This window comes from Nonomuraea africana (assembly GCF_014873535.1).
In the GTDB taxonomy this organism is placed as follows: Bacteria; Actinomycetota; Actinomycetes; order Streptosporangiales; family Streptosporangiaceae; genus Nonomuraea; species Nonomuraea africana.
The window spans coordinates 4,414,839-4,429,757 of sequence record NZ_JADBEF010000001.1 but is presented as its reverse complement, the minus strand read 5'-3'; the positions used below and the strand labels follow the sequence as shown (position 1 = coordinate 4,429,757).

Sequence of the window (14,919 nt, the reverse complement as noted above, 5' to 3'; positions counted from 1 at the left end):
ATTCCGACTGTATGTGTGATCTGACTCACAGATCCCCCTTACGGGGGCGTCCGCCTCACTCGGTTGGGACGGTGGTGACGCGGACGGAGAGCTCGTTGCCAGCCGTGAAGTACGGGCGGACGAGCGCGTCGCCGACGAGCTGATGGGGATAGCGCTCGACCGTCTTGCGCTCGGCGATGTCGTCGCAGAACCGGCCGAGGCGGATGAGACTCCCCTGTTCGGCTCCTTCACCGGGGCGCAGGTACAGGTCCCACACCTCGTGGGTGTTCCGGCGCGCCTCCGTCAGCCGCTGGTAGGGCAGCGAGCAGCTGAAGCGACCGTCGAGGTGGGCCTCCGCCCTGGTGAGCACCTGCCCGCCGGCCGCGTCGTCCTCGTCGAGGGGCCGCGCGTGGTCACGGTTGCCGCGCCGTACGGCGAGCAGGGTCATGGCGGGCCGGCCCTCCGGCAGGTTGACCAACAGCCCGTGGACGGTGAGCCCGGTGGAGGCGGACACCACGTCCGTGACCTCGGCGTGCATCATCCTGACCCGGACGGCCAGCGAGAGCTCGCCCGCGTCGTTGGCGTAGGGCGTCCAGGCCTCCAGCGGCCTGTGGAGGTCGGGGAAGACGTTCACCAGGGCACGGCTGTCGCACAGGCCCGCGGGCAGCCGGGCGGGCCGCTTGCCCGGCCTGGAGCGGAAGACGTCCCAGCGGCCCTCAGCGAGGCGGTGCGCCTGCCGGTCGAGACGGCCCTCCAACCCACCGCCCTCGACCGGTGCGAGCGGCAGCTCGATCACGGTCGCGGTGCCGCGATGCCGCAGGATGAGCGAGCCGCCGGTGTCGGCCTTGCCGGCGGCCCAGGGCTCCCTGACGAGCCGGATGGACAGGGCGCCGTCCGGATGCACGAGACAGTGCGTGGTGACGGGGTCCTGCACCGCGACCGGCCGGTCGGCGTCCCCCCACGGCAGCAGTGACCGCGCGCCCGCTACCGTCTTGGCGCTCAGGCTCTTCAGCAGGGCCAGCCCGAAGGCGGGCCGCGGCGTGAGCTCGGCGAACAGCCGCTCATAGCGCAGCGCGACCTCGGCCGGGTCGAACCTGCGCGCGTTGCGCAGCGCGGCCGCGCCCATCGCGCGGCGCAGCGGCTCATCGTCGATCAGCCGCAGCAACGCGTCCGCCATGGCCGAAGGGGTCGCCTCGCGCACCAGCAGCCCGTCGTGGCCGTCGCTGATGATCTCGCCGGGGCCGTAGGGGCAGTCGATGCTGACGACGGGGACCCCGCAGCGCATGGCCTCCACGATGGTCATGCCGAAGGACTCCATATGGGACGACACCGCGGCGATCGAGCCCTTGGCCCACTCGGTCTCGATGGGGGAGCGGGGTCCCATCATCAGGGCGCGGCCGTTGAGCCCGAGATCATTGATCAGCTGCTGCAGGAGGGGGCCCTCAGGGCCCCTGCCGTACAGGCGCAGCCGCCAGTCGGGCCGCTCGGCGGCCACCTTGGCGAAGGCCTCGATCAGCAGCCCGTAGCGCTTGACCGGGATCAGCCGGCCCGCGGCGACGATCGTCCTGGTGTCGAGCGTGGACGGACCGACCTTCGGCTCGGGGACGCTGTTGGGTATCGACACGACGGCCGTCCCCGCCAGGGGCATCTTGGTCCGGTACACCTCCGCGTCGCCCTCGGAGACGGTGACCAGCGCGTCGAGCTGAGAGCACAGCTCGCGCAGCTCGGCCCGGAGCTTTTCGCCGTGCCCGTTGTGGATGAAGTGCTCCTGGCCGACCTTCAGGTAACGCGACGTGCCGTACGTCGCGAGGTAGGCGATCAGAACCGGCCTGGTCGCGACGACCACGTCGGCGTCGCACGCGGCCAGGTACTCCGCGATCCGCTCGTCGGTCAGGCGCGAGCAGTGCCGGTACCCCCTGCCGTCGCCCTGGGCGAGGGCCGCCGAGGGCTCCGCCTGCCGTGGGTCGGCTCCCGCGAAGTCGGGGGAGCCTTCGCGCAGGTCCACCAGGTCGCGCACGGCGACGCGGGCGTCGACGGCGAACGAGGCCTGGTCCTCGGTCCGCAGGATGCTGACGATCTCCACCTGGTGGCGCTCGGCCAGCGCCGCGGTGAGGTTCACGGTGGAACGGATCGTCCCGCCGATGCCGTACAGGTTCTGGATCAGAAAGACGATCTTCATCGGTTCTCCGTCACCGCGAAGGGAATGACCTTGCGCACTGCCAGCCGTTCCTTGCCGTACGCCGGAATGTGGCGACGGCTCGCCCAGAGTGCCCGCCTCCGGCGGTGCCGCGGCGCAGACCTGGCAAGGCATGAGGCCTTCTTGGCCAGGAATTGACGCCGGGCACGTCACCCCCTCGCCCGGGCGGCCACGCGCTGTAAGAACTTCGCCACGGAACGGAAAGTCGCCGAGGTCACGGCCGGTGCGGGCGGCAGTCTGGCCGCCGTGAACAGAGCCGTGACCACGCTGTTGAGTTGCTGGAGCCTGCTGGGCGGCCTCGTCGTGGCGCCCGCCGCCACGGAGGGCGCGAGCGCGTCGTGCGCGCGCACGACACTCGTGTCGGTCGCGCACCAGGACGATGACCTGCTCTTCGTCAATCCCGATCTCACGCGCGACTACGACCAGGGGGCCTGCCTGCGCGTCGTGTACCTGACCGCGGGCGACGCGGGGCGCGACGGCGACTACGTCCGCGGCAGGGAGGACGGGGTCCGGGCCGCCTACGCCGTCATGGCGGGGGCGCCGGACACCTGGAACCGGTCCGACCTGAGAGTGGGCGGGCACCGGCTGCGCGCCTACTCCCTGGCCGCTCCCGCCGAGGGACGCGGCGACATCCAGCTGGTGTTCATGGGACTGCCCGACGGCTACCCCAGGGGAAGCGGCAGCGCGGCGTACGGCAGGCAGAGCCTCCTCAAGCTGTTCCGCGGCGGCCTCGACCGGATCACCACGGTGGACGGCTCGGCCCGCTACGACGAGGCCGCCCTGGTCGCCACCCTGAGCGGGCTGATCAGGCGCTTCAGGCCCGACACCATCCGCACGCTCGACCACCAGAGCACCCGCCTGGGCTACAGCACCACCGCGCCGGTCGACCACAGCGACCACGCCGTGACCGCGCGCTACACGCTGCTCGCCGCCCGTCACGCCATGACCGGCGCGCGGGGCCCGCGGCCCGCCCTCGCCTTCTACCGGACGTACGGCATCTCGGCGCTGCCCGCCAACCTCACCCCTGACGAGCGGGCGCGCAAGAGCGCGATCTTCCAGGCCTACGCGAAGCGGGTGGCCTGCGGGCACGACGGCTGCGCGGCCGCGCCGTCCGGGCTGGGGGCGGGCCCGCGGGACTGGGTCGCCAGGCAGTACCGGCGAGAGCAGCCCGCGCCGGCCGAGGGCACGATCGTGTCGTGGATGGGCGCCACCAGGGCGCCCAACGACGACACCGACACCGCCCGCTGCCTGACCGTCCGCAGCGGGCCTTCAGGCAGGGACGCCGTGCGGACCGGCGCCTGCGACGGCACCCGCGCCCAGGACTGGTACCCGGCGGGGCAGACCCTCCGCAGCGCGCTGGACGGTCGCTGCCTGACGGCCGCTCCCGCGCCCGCGGTGACGGCCTGCGACGGGAGCAGGGCGCAGCGCTGGACCCTCGCCGCCGGCGGCCTGATCCGCACCGCCATGGGCTGCCTCCGTCAGGACGACCTGCTCCTGCGGCGCGCCCGGCTGCGGCTGGCCCGCTGCGACAGGCGAGAGCCGGAGCAGCGCTGGTTCCACTCCCTGGCCGAGGTCAGGCGGCCAGCTCCTTGACCTTCTCCAGGAGCTTGATGCGCTCCTCGTGGGTACGGCCGAGCGGCGTGACGTTGAGCGTGGTGACGCCCGACTCCCTCATCGCCTGCACCCGGTCGCGCACGAAGCCCTCGGAGCCGATCAGCGACATCTTCTCCATAAGTTCCTGGGGAACGAGCGCCTCGGCCTCCTTCTTGTTGCCCGCGAGGTAGAGCTCCTGGATCTGCTCGGCCTCCTTCTCGTAGCCGTAGCGGCAGGCCAGCTCGTTGTAGAAGTTCTTGCCCTTGGCGCCCATGCCGCCGATGTACAGCGCGGCCATCGACCGGCCGAGCTCGAGCAGGGCTTCGCCGTCGTCGCCGATGTAGAGGGCGGCCTGCGCGATGACGTCGAGCTCGCCCAGCGACGCGTCGCGCTTGGCCTTGCCCGCAGCAAGGGAAGGGCCCCAGACGTTGGCGGCCTTCTCCGGCATGTAGAAGATGGGCTCCCAGCCCTCGGCGATCTCGGCGGTGAGCTCGACGTTCTTCGGGCCGATGGCGGCCACCACGATCGGGATGCGCGAGCGCACCGGGTGGTTGATCAGCTTGAGCGGCTTGCCGAGCCCCGTGCCCTTGTCCGCCGGCAGCGGCAGCGTGTAGTGCTTGCCCTCGTAGGTGAGCCGCTCGCGCTCCCACACCTTGCGGCAGATCTCGATGACCTCGCGGGTACGGCCCAGCGGGGCGGTGTAGGGCACGCCGTGGAAGCCCTCGATCACCTGCGGCCCCGAGGCGCCCAGGCCCAGCGTGAAGCGGCCGTCGGAGACGTAGTCCATGCCCGCCGCCGTCATCGCCAGCAGGGTCGGCGTGCGAGAGTAGATCGGCAGGATGCCCGAGGCGATCTCCAGCCGCTCGGTCTTCGCCGCGATGTAGCCCATCTGGCTCACGGCGTCGAAGGAGTAGGCCTCGGCCACGAAGACGATGTCGAGCCCGGCCTTCTCGTAGTCGGCCAGCTCGGCGACCGTCTCCTTGAAGCCCCCTGAGTAGTTGAGCGCCATCCCGATCCGCATGCCGAACTCCCTAGTAACCGAACTATGTTCGGCCTCAGGTTAGCGCGTCGCGTGTCGCTCGGCGAGCGCCTACCCTGGTCAACTCAGGGGGGCGAAAGGAGCGGCGTGCTGAAGCGTGCGGTGATCGCGGGGGCGATCGTCCTGACGGCGATACTGGCGGGTCACAGTCTGATCCCCGCGCTGGGTGGGGTCACTCCCATCCTGGAGAGTCTGCTGCCCTGGCTCGGGCTGGCGATACCGGTGCTCCTGCTCCTGGCGGTGCCGGCCCGCTCGGCCGGGGCCGCGGTGGCGGTCCTGCTCCCGGCGCTGGTGTGGGGCGTGATGTTCGGCCCCGACGTGCTGCGCTCGGCTCCGGGAGGCAAGAGTGACCTGTCCGTTGCGACGGTCAACGTGGGCGTGCGCAACAACTCCTCCGGCACGGCGGTGCGCGCCATCGCCGAGGGCCTCGACCTGGTCGCCGCGCAGGAGCTCACGCCCGGCGGGCCCGCCGCGAAGGCGCTCAACAAGATCTTCAAGTTCCACCGCGACGTCAGCACCATCGGGCTGTGGAGCAGGTTCCCGCTGTCCGACCCCGAGTACTTCGACGTCGGCCTCGGCTGGGAACGCGCCCTGCGCACCGTGGCCAGGACGCCCAAGGGCGACGTCACCGTCTACGTGATGCACCTGGCCTCGGCCCGGCCCGGCCACACCGCGACCCGCGACAAGACGCTGGCCGAGGCGCGCAAGCTCATCGAGGCCGACAAGAGCGAGCGCATCCTGCTGCTCGGCGACCTCAACACCGCCACCGACGACAGGGGTCTCGGCAACCTCGCTCCGCCGTTGCTCAACGCACAGGAGGAGGCGGGGGAGGGCTTCGGGTTCACCTGGCCGTCGAGTTTCCCGATCACCAGGCCCGACCACATCCTCTACAAGGGCATGACGGCCACCGAGGCGGGGGTGGCCCCCGCGACGGGCAGCGACCACCGGGCGGCGACCGCGTCCTTCCGCCTCTGAACCCGCCTCTGAACCCGTCTCTGAACCTGCCGCTGAACCCGCCGCTGGGCCCGGCGGCCGGTCAGGCGGGGGCCTCCCCCGCCGTCAGGCGGGCCAGGTCCTCGGGCGTGTCGATGTCGCGCGGATCGCCGGGCACCTCGACCTCGGTGACCAGCTCGGGGTGGGCCTTCAGGAAGGGCCTGGCCCCGACGTCGCCCACCGCCAGCTCCGCCACCCGCTCGACGTGCCGCCTGGCGATCAGCACGGGGTTGCGCCGCCGCCCGCCGTACGTGGCGACCGCGACCTCCGCTCCGCTGTCGATCAGCGCCCGCACCGCGGCGGGCTCGACGAACGGCTGGTCCACCAGCGCGACCACCACCGCCGTCGCATCGGAGGGAAGCGCGGCCAGGCCCACCCGCAGCGAGGAGCCCATGCCGTCGGCCCACGACGGGTTGCGCACCACCACCGCGCCGCGCACCTGCACGGTCGCCGCGCCCAGCACGACGATCACCGGATGGCAGCCGCCCTCGTGCAGCAGCCGCACCCCCCTGTCGACCAGCCGCTCGCCTTCGTACTCCACCAGCGCCTTGGGCGTGCCGAGGCGCGCCCCCTGTCCGGCCGCCAGGAGCAGCCCCACCACCCGCGTCATCAGACCTCCCCGTGGATGCGCCCGCCGGTTTCGCTGAGCGGGCGCCCGCTTCCACCCCACCGCAGCTGGATCAGCTCCGCCATCACCGACACGGCGGTCTCCTCGGGCGTGCGCGCGCCCAGGTCGAGCCCGATGGGGGAGCGCAGCCGGCTCAGCTCCGCCTCGGTCAGGCCCGCCTCCCGCAGCCTGGCCAGCCGGTCCTCGTGCGTACGGCGGGAGCCCATCGCCCCGACGTACCCCGCGCTGGTGCGCAGCGCCACCTCCAGCAGAGGCACGTCGAACTTGGGATCGTGGGTGAGCACGCAGATCACCGTCCGCTCGTCCACCTGGAGGGAGGCCAGGTAGTCGTGCGGCCACCTGACCACGACCTCGTCGGCCTCGGGGAAGCGCTTGGCGGTGGCGAAGACGGGCCTGGCGTCGCAGACGGTCACGTGGTAGCCGAGGAACTTGCCCATGCGCGCGACGGCGGCGGCGAAGTCGATGGCGCCGAAGACGAGCATGCGCGGCGGCGGCGCGAACGACTGCACGAAGACCGACAGGTCGTCCAGGCGGCGCTCGCCGTGCCCGCCGTAGTGCCTCATCCCGGTCAGGCCCTGGGCCAGCATGCCGCGCGCGTCGTCGTCCACGGCCTCGTCGAGGCGTTCGACGCCGAGCGAGCCGGAGGCCCGGTCGGGCCAGATCACCCGGCGCGCGCCCATGACGCCGGGGCCCGCGACGATCGTCGCGACCGCCACCGGCTCGTGCCCCTTGACCGAGGTGAAGATCTCGCCCAGCTCGGGGTACGACTCGATGGAGATCGGCTCGACGAGGATGTCGATGATGCCGCCGCAGGTCAGACCCACCGAGAAGGCGTCGTCGTCGCTCACGCCGTACCGCTGGAGCACAGGGGTGTCGATCTCGGCGGCCAGCTCGAAGACCGCGCCCTCGACGCAGCCGCCCGAGACGCTGCCCACCACCTCGTCGCCGCGCACCGCCATCGCCGCCCCCGGCGGCCTGGGCGCGCTGGAGAAGGTGCTCACCACGGTCGCCAGGCCGAAGCGCAGCCCGGCCTCCCACCACCGCATGATCTCAGGCAGGACGTCGCGCATGGGAAAGCCTCTCGGAGAGTTCCTCGAAGGCGGCCAGGCTGTGGCCTGCCACCAGGTCGTCGATGAACGGCAGCGCCGCGCGCATCCCCCCGGTGAGCGGCTGGTAGTCCTCGTGCCCCTTGTGCGGGTTCACCCAGATGACCCGCCGCGCCTGGCGGGACAGCCTGGCCATCTGCTCGCCGAGCAGCGCGGGATCGCCGCGCTCCCAGCCGTCCGAGGCGACGACCACGATGGCGCCGCGCACGCTGGTCCTGGCCAGCAGCTCGCGCAGTTCCTCGCCCAGGCGGGTGCCGCCGCTCCAGTCGGGGATCGCCCTGGAGACCTCCGCGAGAGCGGTGCCGGGGTCGCGGTGGCGCAGCTCGGCGGTGATCGGCGTGAGCCTGGTGCCCACCGAGTAGACCCGCGTGGCCCTGGGCTCGGTCCTGGCCATGGCGTGCGCGAAGCGCAGCAGCGTCTCGGCGTAGGGCGCCATCGAGCCGCTGACGTCCACCAGCATCACCACCTTGCGCGGCCTGGTGGTGTGGTCGCGGTGGCGCAGCCTGGCGACCTCGCCCTTCCTGAGGGCCTCGCGGATGGTCCTGCGCTGGTCGAGCCGGCCCCGGTGCGCGGGCACGAGCCTGCGTGAGAGGCGCCGCTCCCTGCGGGCGCGCAGCAGGGCCAGCATGCGGTGCACCTCGGCCCGCTCGGCCGCGCTCAGCGCCGCGACGTCCCGCTGGCGCAGCACCTCGATCGAGCTGGCGGTGGCGAGCACCGGCTCCTGGCCGCGCTCCCCGTCTCCCTCGCCGCCCGCCAGGTGCCTGGTGACCGTCGCCGTCCTGTCCGGGCCGCGCACCGCGCGCCTGCCGCCGAAGTAGGCGGCGAAGCAGCGGTCGTAGCGGGGCAGGTCGTCGGGCGTTGCGCACAGGGTGAGCCGGCCCGCCCAGTAGACGTCGTCGCGGCGGGCGACGTCGAGGTGGGCGACGGCCCGCAGCAGGTTCTGGGTGCGCTCATGGTCGGCGGCCACCCCGGCGGCCCGCAGTGTCCTGGCGAAGCCGGTCATGGTGGCGGCGAGGTCACGCACGGCTCAGGACCCCGCTGCCGAGCACGCTCTCCACGTCCTCCCTGTACTTCAGCGCCGCCCCGAGCGTCGCGGCGGCCAGCCCTGGATCGAGGTCGCGGGCGCCGAGCGTGAGCAGGGCCTCGGTCCAGTCGAGCGTCTCGGCGATGCCGGGCGGTTTGACCAGGCCGTGGTCGCGCAGCCGCGCCGCCGTACGGGCGACCTGGCGGGCCAGCGCCTCGGTGCAGGCGGGCAGCCTGCGCAGCAGGATTGCGACCTCCCGCTCGAAGCTCGGGTGCTCGAGCCAGTGGTAGAGGCAGCGGCGCTTGAGCGCGTCGTGGACCTCGCGGGTGCGGTTGGAGGTGACGACCACCACGGGCGGCGTGCGCGCGCTGATCGTGCCGAGCTCGGGGATGGAGATGGTGAAGTCCGACAGCACCTCGAGCAGGAACGCCTCGAACTCGTCGTCGGCCCTGTCGATCTCGTCGACCAGCAGCACCGCCGGATCGGTCTCGATCGCCCTGAGCAGGGGGCGGGCGATGAGGAAGCGGCGGTCGTAGATCTCGCCCTCCAACCGGCCCGCGTCGGTGATCCCCGCCGCCTCCGCCGCCTTGAGGTGGAGGAGCTGGCGGGCGAAGTCCCAGTCGTAGAGCGCCTGGGCGGCGTCGAGGCCCTCGTAGCACTGCAGGCGGATCAGCGGGGCGTCGAGAACCAGGGCCATGGTCTTGGCCAGCTCGGTCTTGCCGACCCCCGCCTCCCCCTCGAGGAACAGCGGGCGTCCCATCCTGAGCGCCAGGAAGGCGGCCGTCGCCAGCCCCTCGTCGGCGAGGTAGGCGTGCTGGTCGAGCAGGTCGGCCAGTTTCGCGGGCGACTCGATGTCCATTGCCTTGATTGTCCGCCGCAGCACCCCTTCAGGCTACGGCCGAGCGAGATTTCGGGATACGCGGCGACGTCCTGGTAACGGTCATTTAGATTGATCTTGTCCAGCGCAGCGACCACACGGGGGGTCTCCAGTGACCGACAGCTCTCAGGACAGGCTCGCCAGGATCGATTCCAGCGTGCCGCATCCGGCCAGGGTGTGGGACTACTGGCTGGGCGGCAAGGACAACTACGCGGCCGACAGGGCCGTGGGCGACGAGATCCTCCAGGTCATGCCGGACCTCGTGGTCGTCGCCAGGGCGGACAGGCAGTTCCTCGGCCGGGCCGTACGGCATCTGGTCGGCGCGGGGGTCAGGCAGTTCCTCGACGTGGGCACCGGCGTGCCCACCGCGGACAACACGCACCAGGTCGCGCAGCGGGCCGCGCCCGACGCGCGGATCGTCTACGTCGACAACGACCCCATCGTGCTCGCCCACGCCCGCGCCCTGCTCTACAGCACCCCCGAAGGCGCCACCGACTACCTCGACGCCGACCTGCGCGAGCCCGAGACGATCCTGGAGGGGGCAGCCAAGACGCTCGACTTCTCCCGGCCGATCGCGCTGATGATGCTCGGCGTGCTGGAGTTCGTCCCCGAGGACGAGCAGGTCCGCGCCGCGCTGACGGCCCTGCTCGACGCCATGCCGGGCGGCAGCTACCTGGTCGTCTCCCACAGCGTGCGCAGCGAGTCGATGGACGACGCCGCGGCGAAGTGGAACGCCAGCGGCGCGACCGAGATCAGGCTGCGCACGCCCGAGCAGCTGGAGGCCCTGTTCGAGGGCATGGAGCTGGTCGAGCCCGGCGTGGTCTCGCTGCCGCGCTGGCACCCCGACGCGGCCACCGAGTACACCGACCGCGAGGTCTACCAGTACGGCGGGATCGGCAGGAAGGCCTGATCCCGCCGCGCGGGCGGGTCAGTCCCTGGCCATCAGGGTGAGCGCGTAGAGCGCGATCGCGGCGAAGTCGTCGGCGGGCTCGGAGGCCTGCCACGACCGCACGTCGTCGACGAACCTGCTGCCACGCCCGGTGAACTCCTCGTAGCGGTCCACCCCGTCGGCCGGGCACTTGGCCATCTCCTCGAAGTGGCCGCCGAGCCCGTCGTCGAACAGTGAGGCCGCGTTCGGCCCGTTGACCACCGCGCCGGTCGCCGGCCTGCCCGTCAGGTTGGCGATCTGGTAGTGCGGGCAGGCGATCGAGTTGTCGCCGACGCCCTGCACGAACGAGACGCCCCACGGGTTCGCGCCGAAGGCCCACCCCCGCTGCTGGGTGCCGAAGGCGTCGTAGGCGCGGTCACCCGTCACCGACCTGTAGAGCCTGGAGGTGGCGGCCAGGCCGAAGGCGTGCGGCACCGAGTCGAACTGGTCGTGGCGCGCCCCGGCCCTGAACGGGTCCTTCGCCGCGCGGGCCGCGCCGATCTCCAGCTGCGCCTTCAGGTCGGCGACGAGGGCGTCCTTCATGCCGGCGCCCGCCCTGATCAGGTCGGTGTGGGCCAGGGCGCTGACGTCGTAGAGGTTCAGGGTGTCGCCCGTGTCGTTGGCGATGTACTCCGCCGCCCAGTGGGAGGCCTGCGCCAGCCACTCGGCCGCCCTGGGGTCGCCGAGGCGCTGGGCGGCCAGCGCCAGCTCGGCGCCGCCCAGCTCCATGTCGTCGCGCCACACGCTCTCGGGGTAGAAGGCGTGCGGCAGGGAGGTGACCAGCCGGCCGACGTCGGTGGTCCTGGCCATGGCGTAGATCTCGGCCGCCTGCTCGAGCCACGCCCGCGCCTTGCGCCGGTCCGGCTCGACCTGCGCGGCCAGCGCGAAGGCCGCGGCCGTACGGCCGGCGAGGTTGGGGCTGATCGGCTCGCCGGGCGGGGCCGCCCTGAAGACGGGACGGTTGCGGATGTACTTCTCGGGGGAGGCGTCGTCGCTCTCGGGCAGGCGCCAGATGTCGTGGTCGCCGACGAAGGTGCCCTCGGCGTTGCCGGCGCCGACGCCGACCTGGATGTAGAGGGTCTTGGACGCCCCGTCCCACATCTTGTCCAGATACTTCAGGCCATGGTTGGCCTCGGACTTCAGGCGCGGGTCGACGGACGGTCCCCCGTCCCTTCGCGCCGCCCACATCAGCGTGTCGACGTAGGCCAGGATGTGGGTGAACTTCAGGTAGTCGCCCGCGTCGAACCAGCCGCCCTCGACGTCGACGGGGCCGCCGACCCTGGTCAGCTCGCCCTTGATCTGGTCGGTGTCGGGCCCGGTGAAGACGGGCCAGTCGTAGACGTCGGCCGCCTTGTCGTTGGCGTGCCGCTTCCCGCCGTCGCGCTGGCCGCCGAAGAACGTCACGATCTTCGAGGCGGGCTCGGCGAGCAGGGCGGAGGGGGCGATCGTGAACTCGGCCGAGGTCAGACCGGCCGCCTTGACCCGGTAGCTGCCCGGCCTCTTCAACCCGGTCAGGTCGAGGTCGTAGACGTGGCCGTAGGCGGCGTTCCATGCGCCGAGGTCGCGGCCCGCCGTGCCCTTCAGCACCTGCCTGCCCCTGTGGTCCACCACGGTGAAGTCGGCCGGCCTTCCGCCGGTCATCAGGTAGGCGTGCTTCGCCTCTCCAGGGGCGAAGCCGACCTGGTCGACGCGGATGTGGCCGCTCGGTTGCATGGCTGGGGCTCCTGTGAGGGCGAGGGTGAGGGCTAAGACGATCCGCATCGGCTGCTCCACAAGTTAGTAAACCTTCCTAACCTTCAAGGCGACCGTAGCCGCCTGCGACGAACGTGGTCAATACTTGGTGAAATGGCCATTGATTTCGCCCGGCGCCGGTCCGCCCTCGCCGCGATGCCGCACGGCGTCGACGCCGTCCTCGTCACCAATCCGGTCAACGTCCGCTACCTCACCGGACTCGACAGCTCCAACGCCGCCGTCCTGGTCAGGGCGGACGGCACCGCGCGGCTGGCCACCGACTCCCGCTACATCGAGCAGACGCGCGGCCTCGACCTGGAGGTCGTGGAGGCCACCGACGTCGCGGGCGAGCTGGCCGCGAAGGGCGTCGGGATCGAGGCGGGCCACATGACGGTGGCGGTCTACAACCGGCTGGGTGAGGGACTCGTCCCCCTGGAGCCCCTCGTCGAGCGGCTGCGCATGGTCAAGGACGAGGAGGAGATCGAGCTGCTGCGCACCGCGTGCGCCATCTCCGACCAGGCCTTCGCCGACATCCAGGAGCGGATCAGGCCGGGGACGACCGAGCGCGAGGTCGCCAGGGCGCTGGAGGCACGGATGGCCGAGCTCGGCGCCGACCGGCCCGCCTTCGAGTCCATCGTGGCCGCGGGCGAGAACGGCGCCATCCCGCACCACGCGCCGACCGACCGCGAACTGCGCGCGGGCGACCTGGTCACCCTCGACTTCGGCGCCCTCTACCAGGGCTACCACGCCGACATGACCCGCACCGTCGCCCTCGGCCACGTCGACGGCTGGCAGCGGGAGCTCTACGACCTGGTCCGCGCGGCCCAGCGGGCGGGACGCGAGGCGCTGCGGCCCGGCGCGGGCGCCGGCGACATCGACGCCGCCTCGAGATCGCTGATCGCCGAGGCGGGACACGCCGAGCACTTCCGTCACGGGCTGGGCCACGGCGTCGGCCTGGAGATCCACGAGGAGCCGTTCCTGGGTCCTTCGCGGACCGGTAGACTAGAGGATCGAGTTCCGATCACCGTCGAGCCGGGGGTGTACCTTCCGGGCCGGGGTGGGGTCCGCATCGAGGACACGCTCGTGACGCGTGAAGGCGGATCGGAACTCCTCACGAAGACGACCAAGGAGCTGCTCGTCCTGTAGAGCGGCCGCATCCGGGAGAAGCGAGTGGCGACGACCAACGACCTCAAGAACGGCATCGTGCTGAAGCTCGACGGCGGTGAGCTCTGGTCCGTTGTGGAGTTCCAGCACGTCAAGCCGGGCAAGGGCGGCGCGTTCGTGCGCACCAAGCTCAAGAACGTCCTCTCCGGCAAGGTCGTCGACAAGACCTTCAACGCGGGCGTGAAGGTCGACGTGGCCAACGTCGACAAGCGCGAGATGCAGTTCTCCTACAAGGACGGCGACGACTTCGTCTTCATGGACACCGAGACCTACGACATGGTCAACGTGCCCGCCAAGACCGTCGGCGACGCCGCCAACTACATGCTCGAGAACACCCTGGCCACCGTCGCCTTCAACGAGGGCGCCGCGCTGTACGTCGACCTGCCCGCGGCGGTCGAGCTGCTCATCGCCAACACCGAGCCCGGCCTGCAGGGCGACCGCTCCACCGGCGGCACCAAGCCCGCCACGCTCGAGACGGGCGCCGAGATCAAGGTGCCGCTGTTCATCACCACCGGTGAGAAGGTCAAGGTCGACACCCGCAGCGGCGAATACCTCGGCCGGGCCTGAGTGTCCGCGCGAGGCAAAGCACGCAGGCGCGCCCTCGACATCCTGTTCGAGGCCGAACTGCGCGACGAGGACCCGCTGAAGATCCTCGGCGAACGGGTCGAGCGGCGCGAGCCGCCGGTCAACGAGTACACCTCGGCGATCGTGGAGGGCGTGGCCAGGCACGCCCGGCGCATCGACGAGCTGATCACGACCTACGCCGAGGGGTGGACCCTCGAGCGCATGCCGGCGGTCGACCGCAACCTGCTGCGCGGCGGCACCTACGAGCTGCTGTGGATGCCCGACGTGCCCGAGGGCGTGGTGATCAGCGAGTGGGTGCACCTGGCGTCCGAGCTGTCCACGGACGAGTCGCCCCAGTTCATCAACGGCCTCCTCGCCCGTTTCAAGCAACTCAAGCCCAGCCTCACCCTCTGAACCTTCTTCCTGTACGGCTAGGCCGGGTCACGCGCCACCCTCGGTGCGCGGCCCGGATCCGTCCAGGGGTACGCTCCTCGAGCGCACGTGGCCGGGGCCGGGCAACGGACCCCGGAAGCGGTTCCCCTTCATCCGCGCCTCCCTCCGTCTCCATCGGCGGGGGCCATCTTCGTGCCTCCACGAGATCGTGTCCCGTGCCTCCCCTCGGGATCTCGCGCCCAGGAGACGGCCTGCCCTTACCTGCCTTCTCGGTTCCCGGACGGAAGCCATCGCTCTCCGAAGGTGGAACCACGCCCGCTGGGGTGGTTCGGGCGGGGGCGGGTGGTCATGATGGGGGGATGGTGAGTGCGGACGACGTGCGGCGGATCGCGTTGGGGTTGCCCGAGACCGCGGAGCGGGCCATGTACGGCACGCCCGCCTTCTACGTCAAGACCAAGTGGTTCGCGAGGATCAGGGAGGAAGGCGACGTCCTCGTGCTGCCCGTGTCCTCGGAGGAGCACAAGCGCGAACTGGTCGCCGCCGCGCCCGGGACGTTCTTCACCCTGCCGCACTACGACGGCCACGCCGTGGTGCTGGTGCGCTTCGCCGCCGTCGACGCGGACGAGCTGGCCGAACTGCTCGCCGACGCGTGGCGGCTGCGCGCGCCCAAACGCGTCCTGGCCGCCTTCGACGTCTAGGCGTG

The 14,919-nt window shown here is 71.7% G+C and carries 14 protein-coding genes; 7 read left to right on the top strand and 7 right to left on the bottom strand.

Going from position 1 to position 14,919, the window contains the following annotated elements; genetic code table 11:
- Positions 1 to 55 precede the first annotated feature (55 nt).
- Positions 56 to 2,158 (bottom strand): glycosyltransferase family 4 protein, encoded by a 2,103-nt coding sequence (locus tag H4W81_RS20880; RefSeq protein WP_192776352.1) that lies wholly within the window; start codon positions 2,156 to 2,158, stop codon positions 56 to 58.
- A 264-nt stretch (positions 2,159 to 2,422) separates the two neighbouring features.
- Here H4W81_RS20880 and H4W81_RS20875 point away from each other — a divergent pair, with 264 nt between their 5' ends.
- Positions 2,423 to 3,769 (top strand): PIG-L family deacetylase, encoded by a 1,347-nt coding sequence (locus tag H4W81_RS20875; RefSeq protein WP_192776351.1) that lies wholly within the window; start codon positions 2,423 to 2,425, stop codon positions 3,767 to 3,769.
- On the opposite strand, the gene H4W81_RS20870 is transcribed toward H4W81_RS20875, so the two are convergent.
- Complete coding sequence (locus H4W81_RS20870; RefSeq protein ID WP_192776350.1) at positions 3,750 to 4,790, bottom strand: LLM class F420-dependent oxidoreductase; 1,041 nt, start codon at positions 4,788 to 4,790, stop codon at positions 3,750 to 3,752. The genes H4W81_RS20875 and H4W81_RS20870 overlap by 20 nt on opposite strands.
- A gap of 105 nt (positions 4,791 to 4,895) precedes the next feature.
- On the opposite strand from H4W81_RS20870, the gene H4W81_RS20865 reads away from it, so the two are divergent.
- Positions 4,896 to 5,783, top strand: coding sequence for an endonuclease/exonuclease/phosphatase family protein (locus H4W81_RS20865; protein ID WP_318781858.1), 888 nt, complete (start codon positions 4,896 to 4,898; stop codon positions 5,781 to 5,783).
- 61 nt (positions 5,784 to 5,844) lie between these two features.
- Here H4W81_RS20865 and H4W81_RS20860 read toward each other — a convergent pair whose 3' ends face one another.
- The 4 genes from H4W81_RS20860 to H4W81_RS20845 are packed head-to-tail and all read right to left on the bottom strand — an operon-like array spanning position 5,845 to position 9,418.
- Positions 5,845 to 6,411 carry a nucleotidyltransferase family protein gene (locus H4W81_RS20860; protein ID WP_192776349.1) on the bottom strand — a complete coding sequence of 189 codons (567 nt, stop codon included), beginning with the start codon at positions 6,409 to 6,411 and terminating at the stop codon, positions 5,845 to 5,847.
- The gene (locus tag H4W81_RS20855; RefSeq protein WP_192776348.1) at positions 6,411 to 7,499 is read right to left on the bottom strand and encodes an XdhC family protein; all 1,089 of its coding nucleotides are present in this window, start codon (positions 7,497 to 7,499) and stop codon (positions 6,411 to 6,413) included. The genes H4W81_RS20860 and H4W81_RS20855 overlap by 1 nt, the downstream gene beginning before the upstream one ends.
- Positions 7,480 to 8,559 (bottom strand): vWA domain-containing protein, encoded by a 1,080-nt coding sequence (locus H4W81_RS20850; protein WP_318781857.1) that lies wholly within the window; start codon positions 8,557 to 8,559, stop codon positions 7,480 to 7,482. The genes H4W81_RS20855 and H4W81_RS20850 overlap by 20 nt, the downstream gene beginning before the upstream one ends.
- A complete protein-coding gene (locus H4W81_RS20845) occupies positions 8,552 to 9,418 on the bottom strand; it encodes an AAA family ATPase (RefSeq protein WP_192776347.1) in 867 nt (288 codons plus the stop codon). The genes H4W81_RS20850 and H4W81_RS20845 overlap by 8 nt, the downstream gene beginning before the upstream one ends.
- A gap of 130 nt (positions 9,419 to 9,548) precedes the next feature.
- Here H4W81_RS20845 and H4W81_RS20840 point away from each other — a divergent pair, with 130 nt between their 5' ends.
- Positions 9,549 to 10,346: an SAM-dependent methyltransferase gene (locus H4W81_RS20840; RefSeq protein WP_192776346.1), complete on the top strand. Its 798-nt coding sequence runs from the start codon at positions 9,549 to 9,551 to the stop codon at positions 10,344 to 10,346.
- 18 nt (positions 10,347 to 10,364) lie between these two features.
- Here H4W81_RS20840 and H4W81_RS20835 read toward each other — a convergent pair whose 3' ends face one another.
- Entirely contained in the window at positions 10,365 to 12,125 is a 1,761-nt protein-coding gene (locus H4W81_RS20835; protein ID WP_192776345.1) for a glycoside hydrolase family 9 protein, read from the bottom strand.
- Positions 12,126 to 12,209: 84 nt separating this feature from the next.
- On the opposite strand from H4W81_RS20835, the gene H4W81_RS20830 reads away from it, so the two are divergent.
- The 4 genes from H4W81_RS20830 (at position 12,210) to H4W81_RS20815 (ending at position 14,914) form a co-directional block, all read left to right on the top strand.
- Entirely contained in the window at positions 12,210 to 13,241 is a 1,032-nt protein-coding gene (locus H4W81_RS20830) for a M24 family metallopeptidase (protein WP_192776344.1), read from the top strand.
- 24 nt (positions 13,242 to 13,265) lie between these two features.
- Entirely contained in the window at positions 13,266 to 13,826 is a 561-nt protein-coding gene (efp, locus tag H4W81_RS20825; RefSeq protein WP_183659040.1) for an elongation factor P, read from the top strand.
- On the top strand, positions 13,827 to 14,237 hold the full coding sequence (gene nusB / locus H4W81_RS20820) for a transcription antitermination factor NusB (RefSeq protein ID WP_192776343.1): 411 nt from the start codon (positions 13,827 to 13,829) through the stop codon (positions 14,235 to 14,237). It begins immediately after the preceding gene.
- Between the two features lie 338 nt (positions 14,238 to 14,575).
- Complete coding sequence (locus H4W81_RS20815; RefSeq protein WP_192776342.1) at positions 14,576 to 14,914, top strand: MmcQ/YjbR family DNA-binding protein; 339 nt, start codon at positions 14,576 to 14,578, stop codon at positions 14,912 to 14,914.
- Positions 14,915 to 14,919 lie beyond the last annotated feature (5 nt).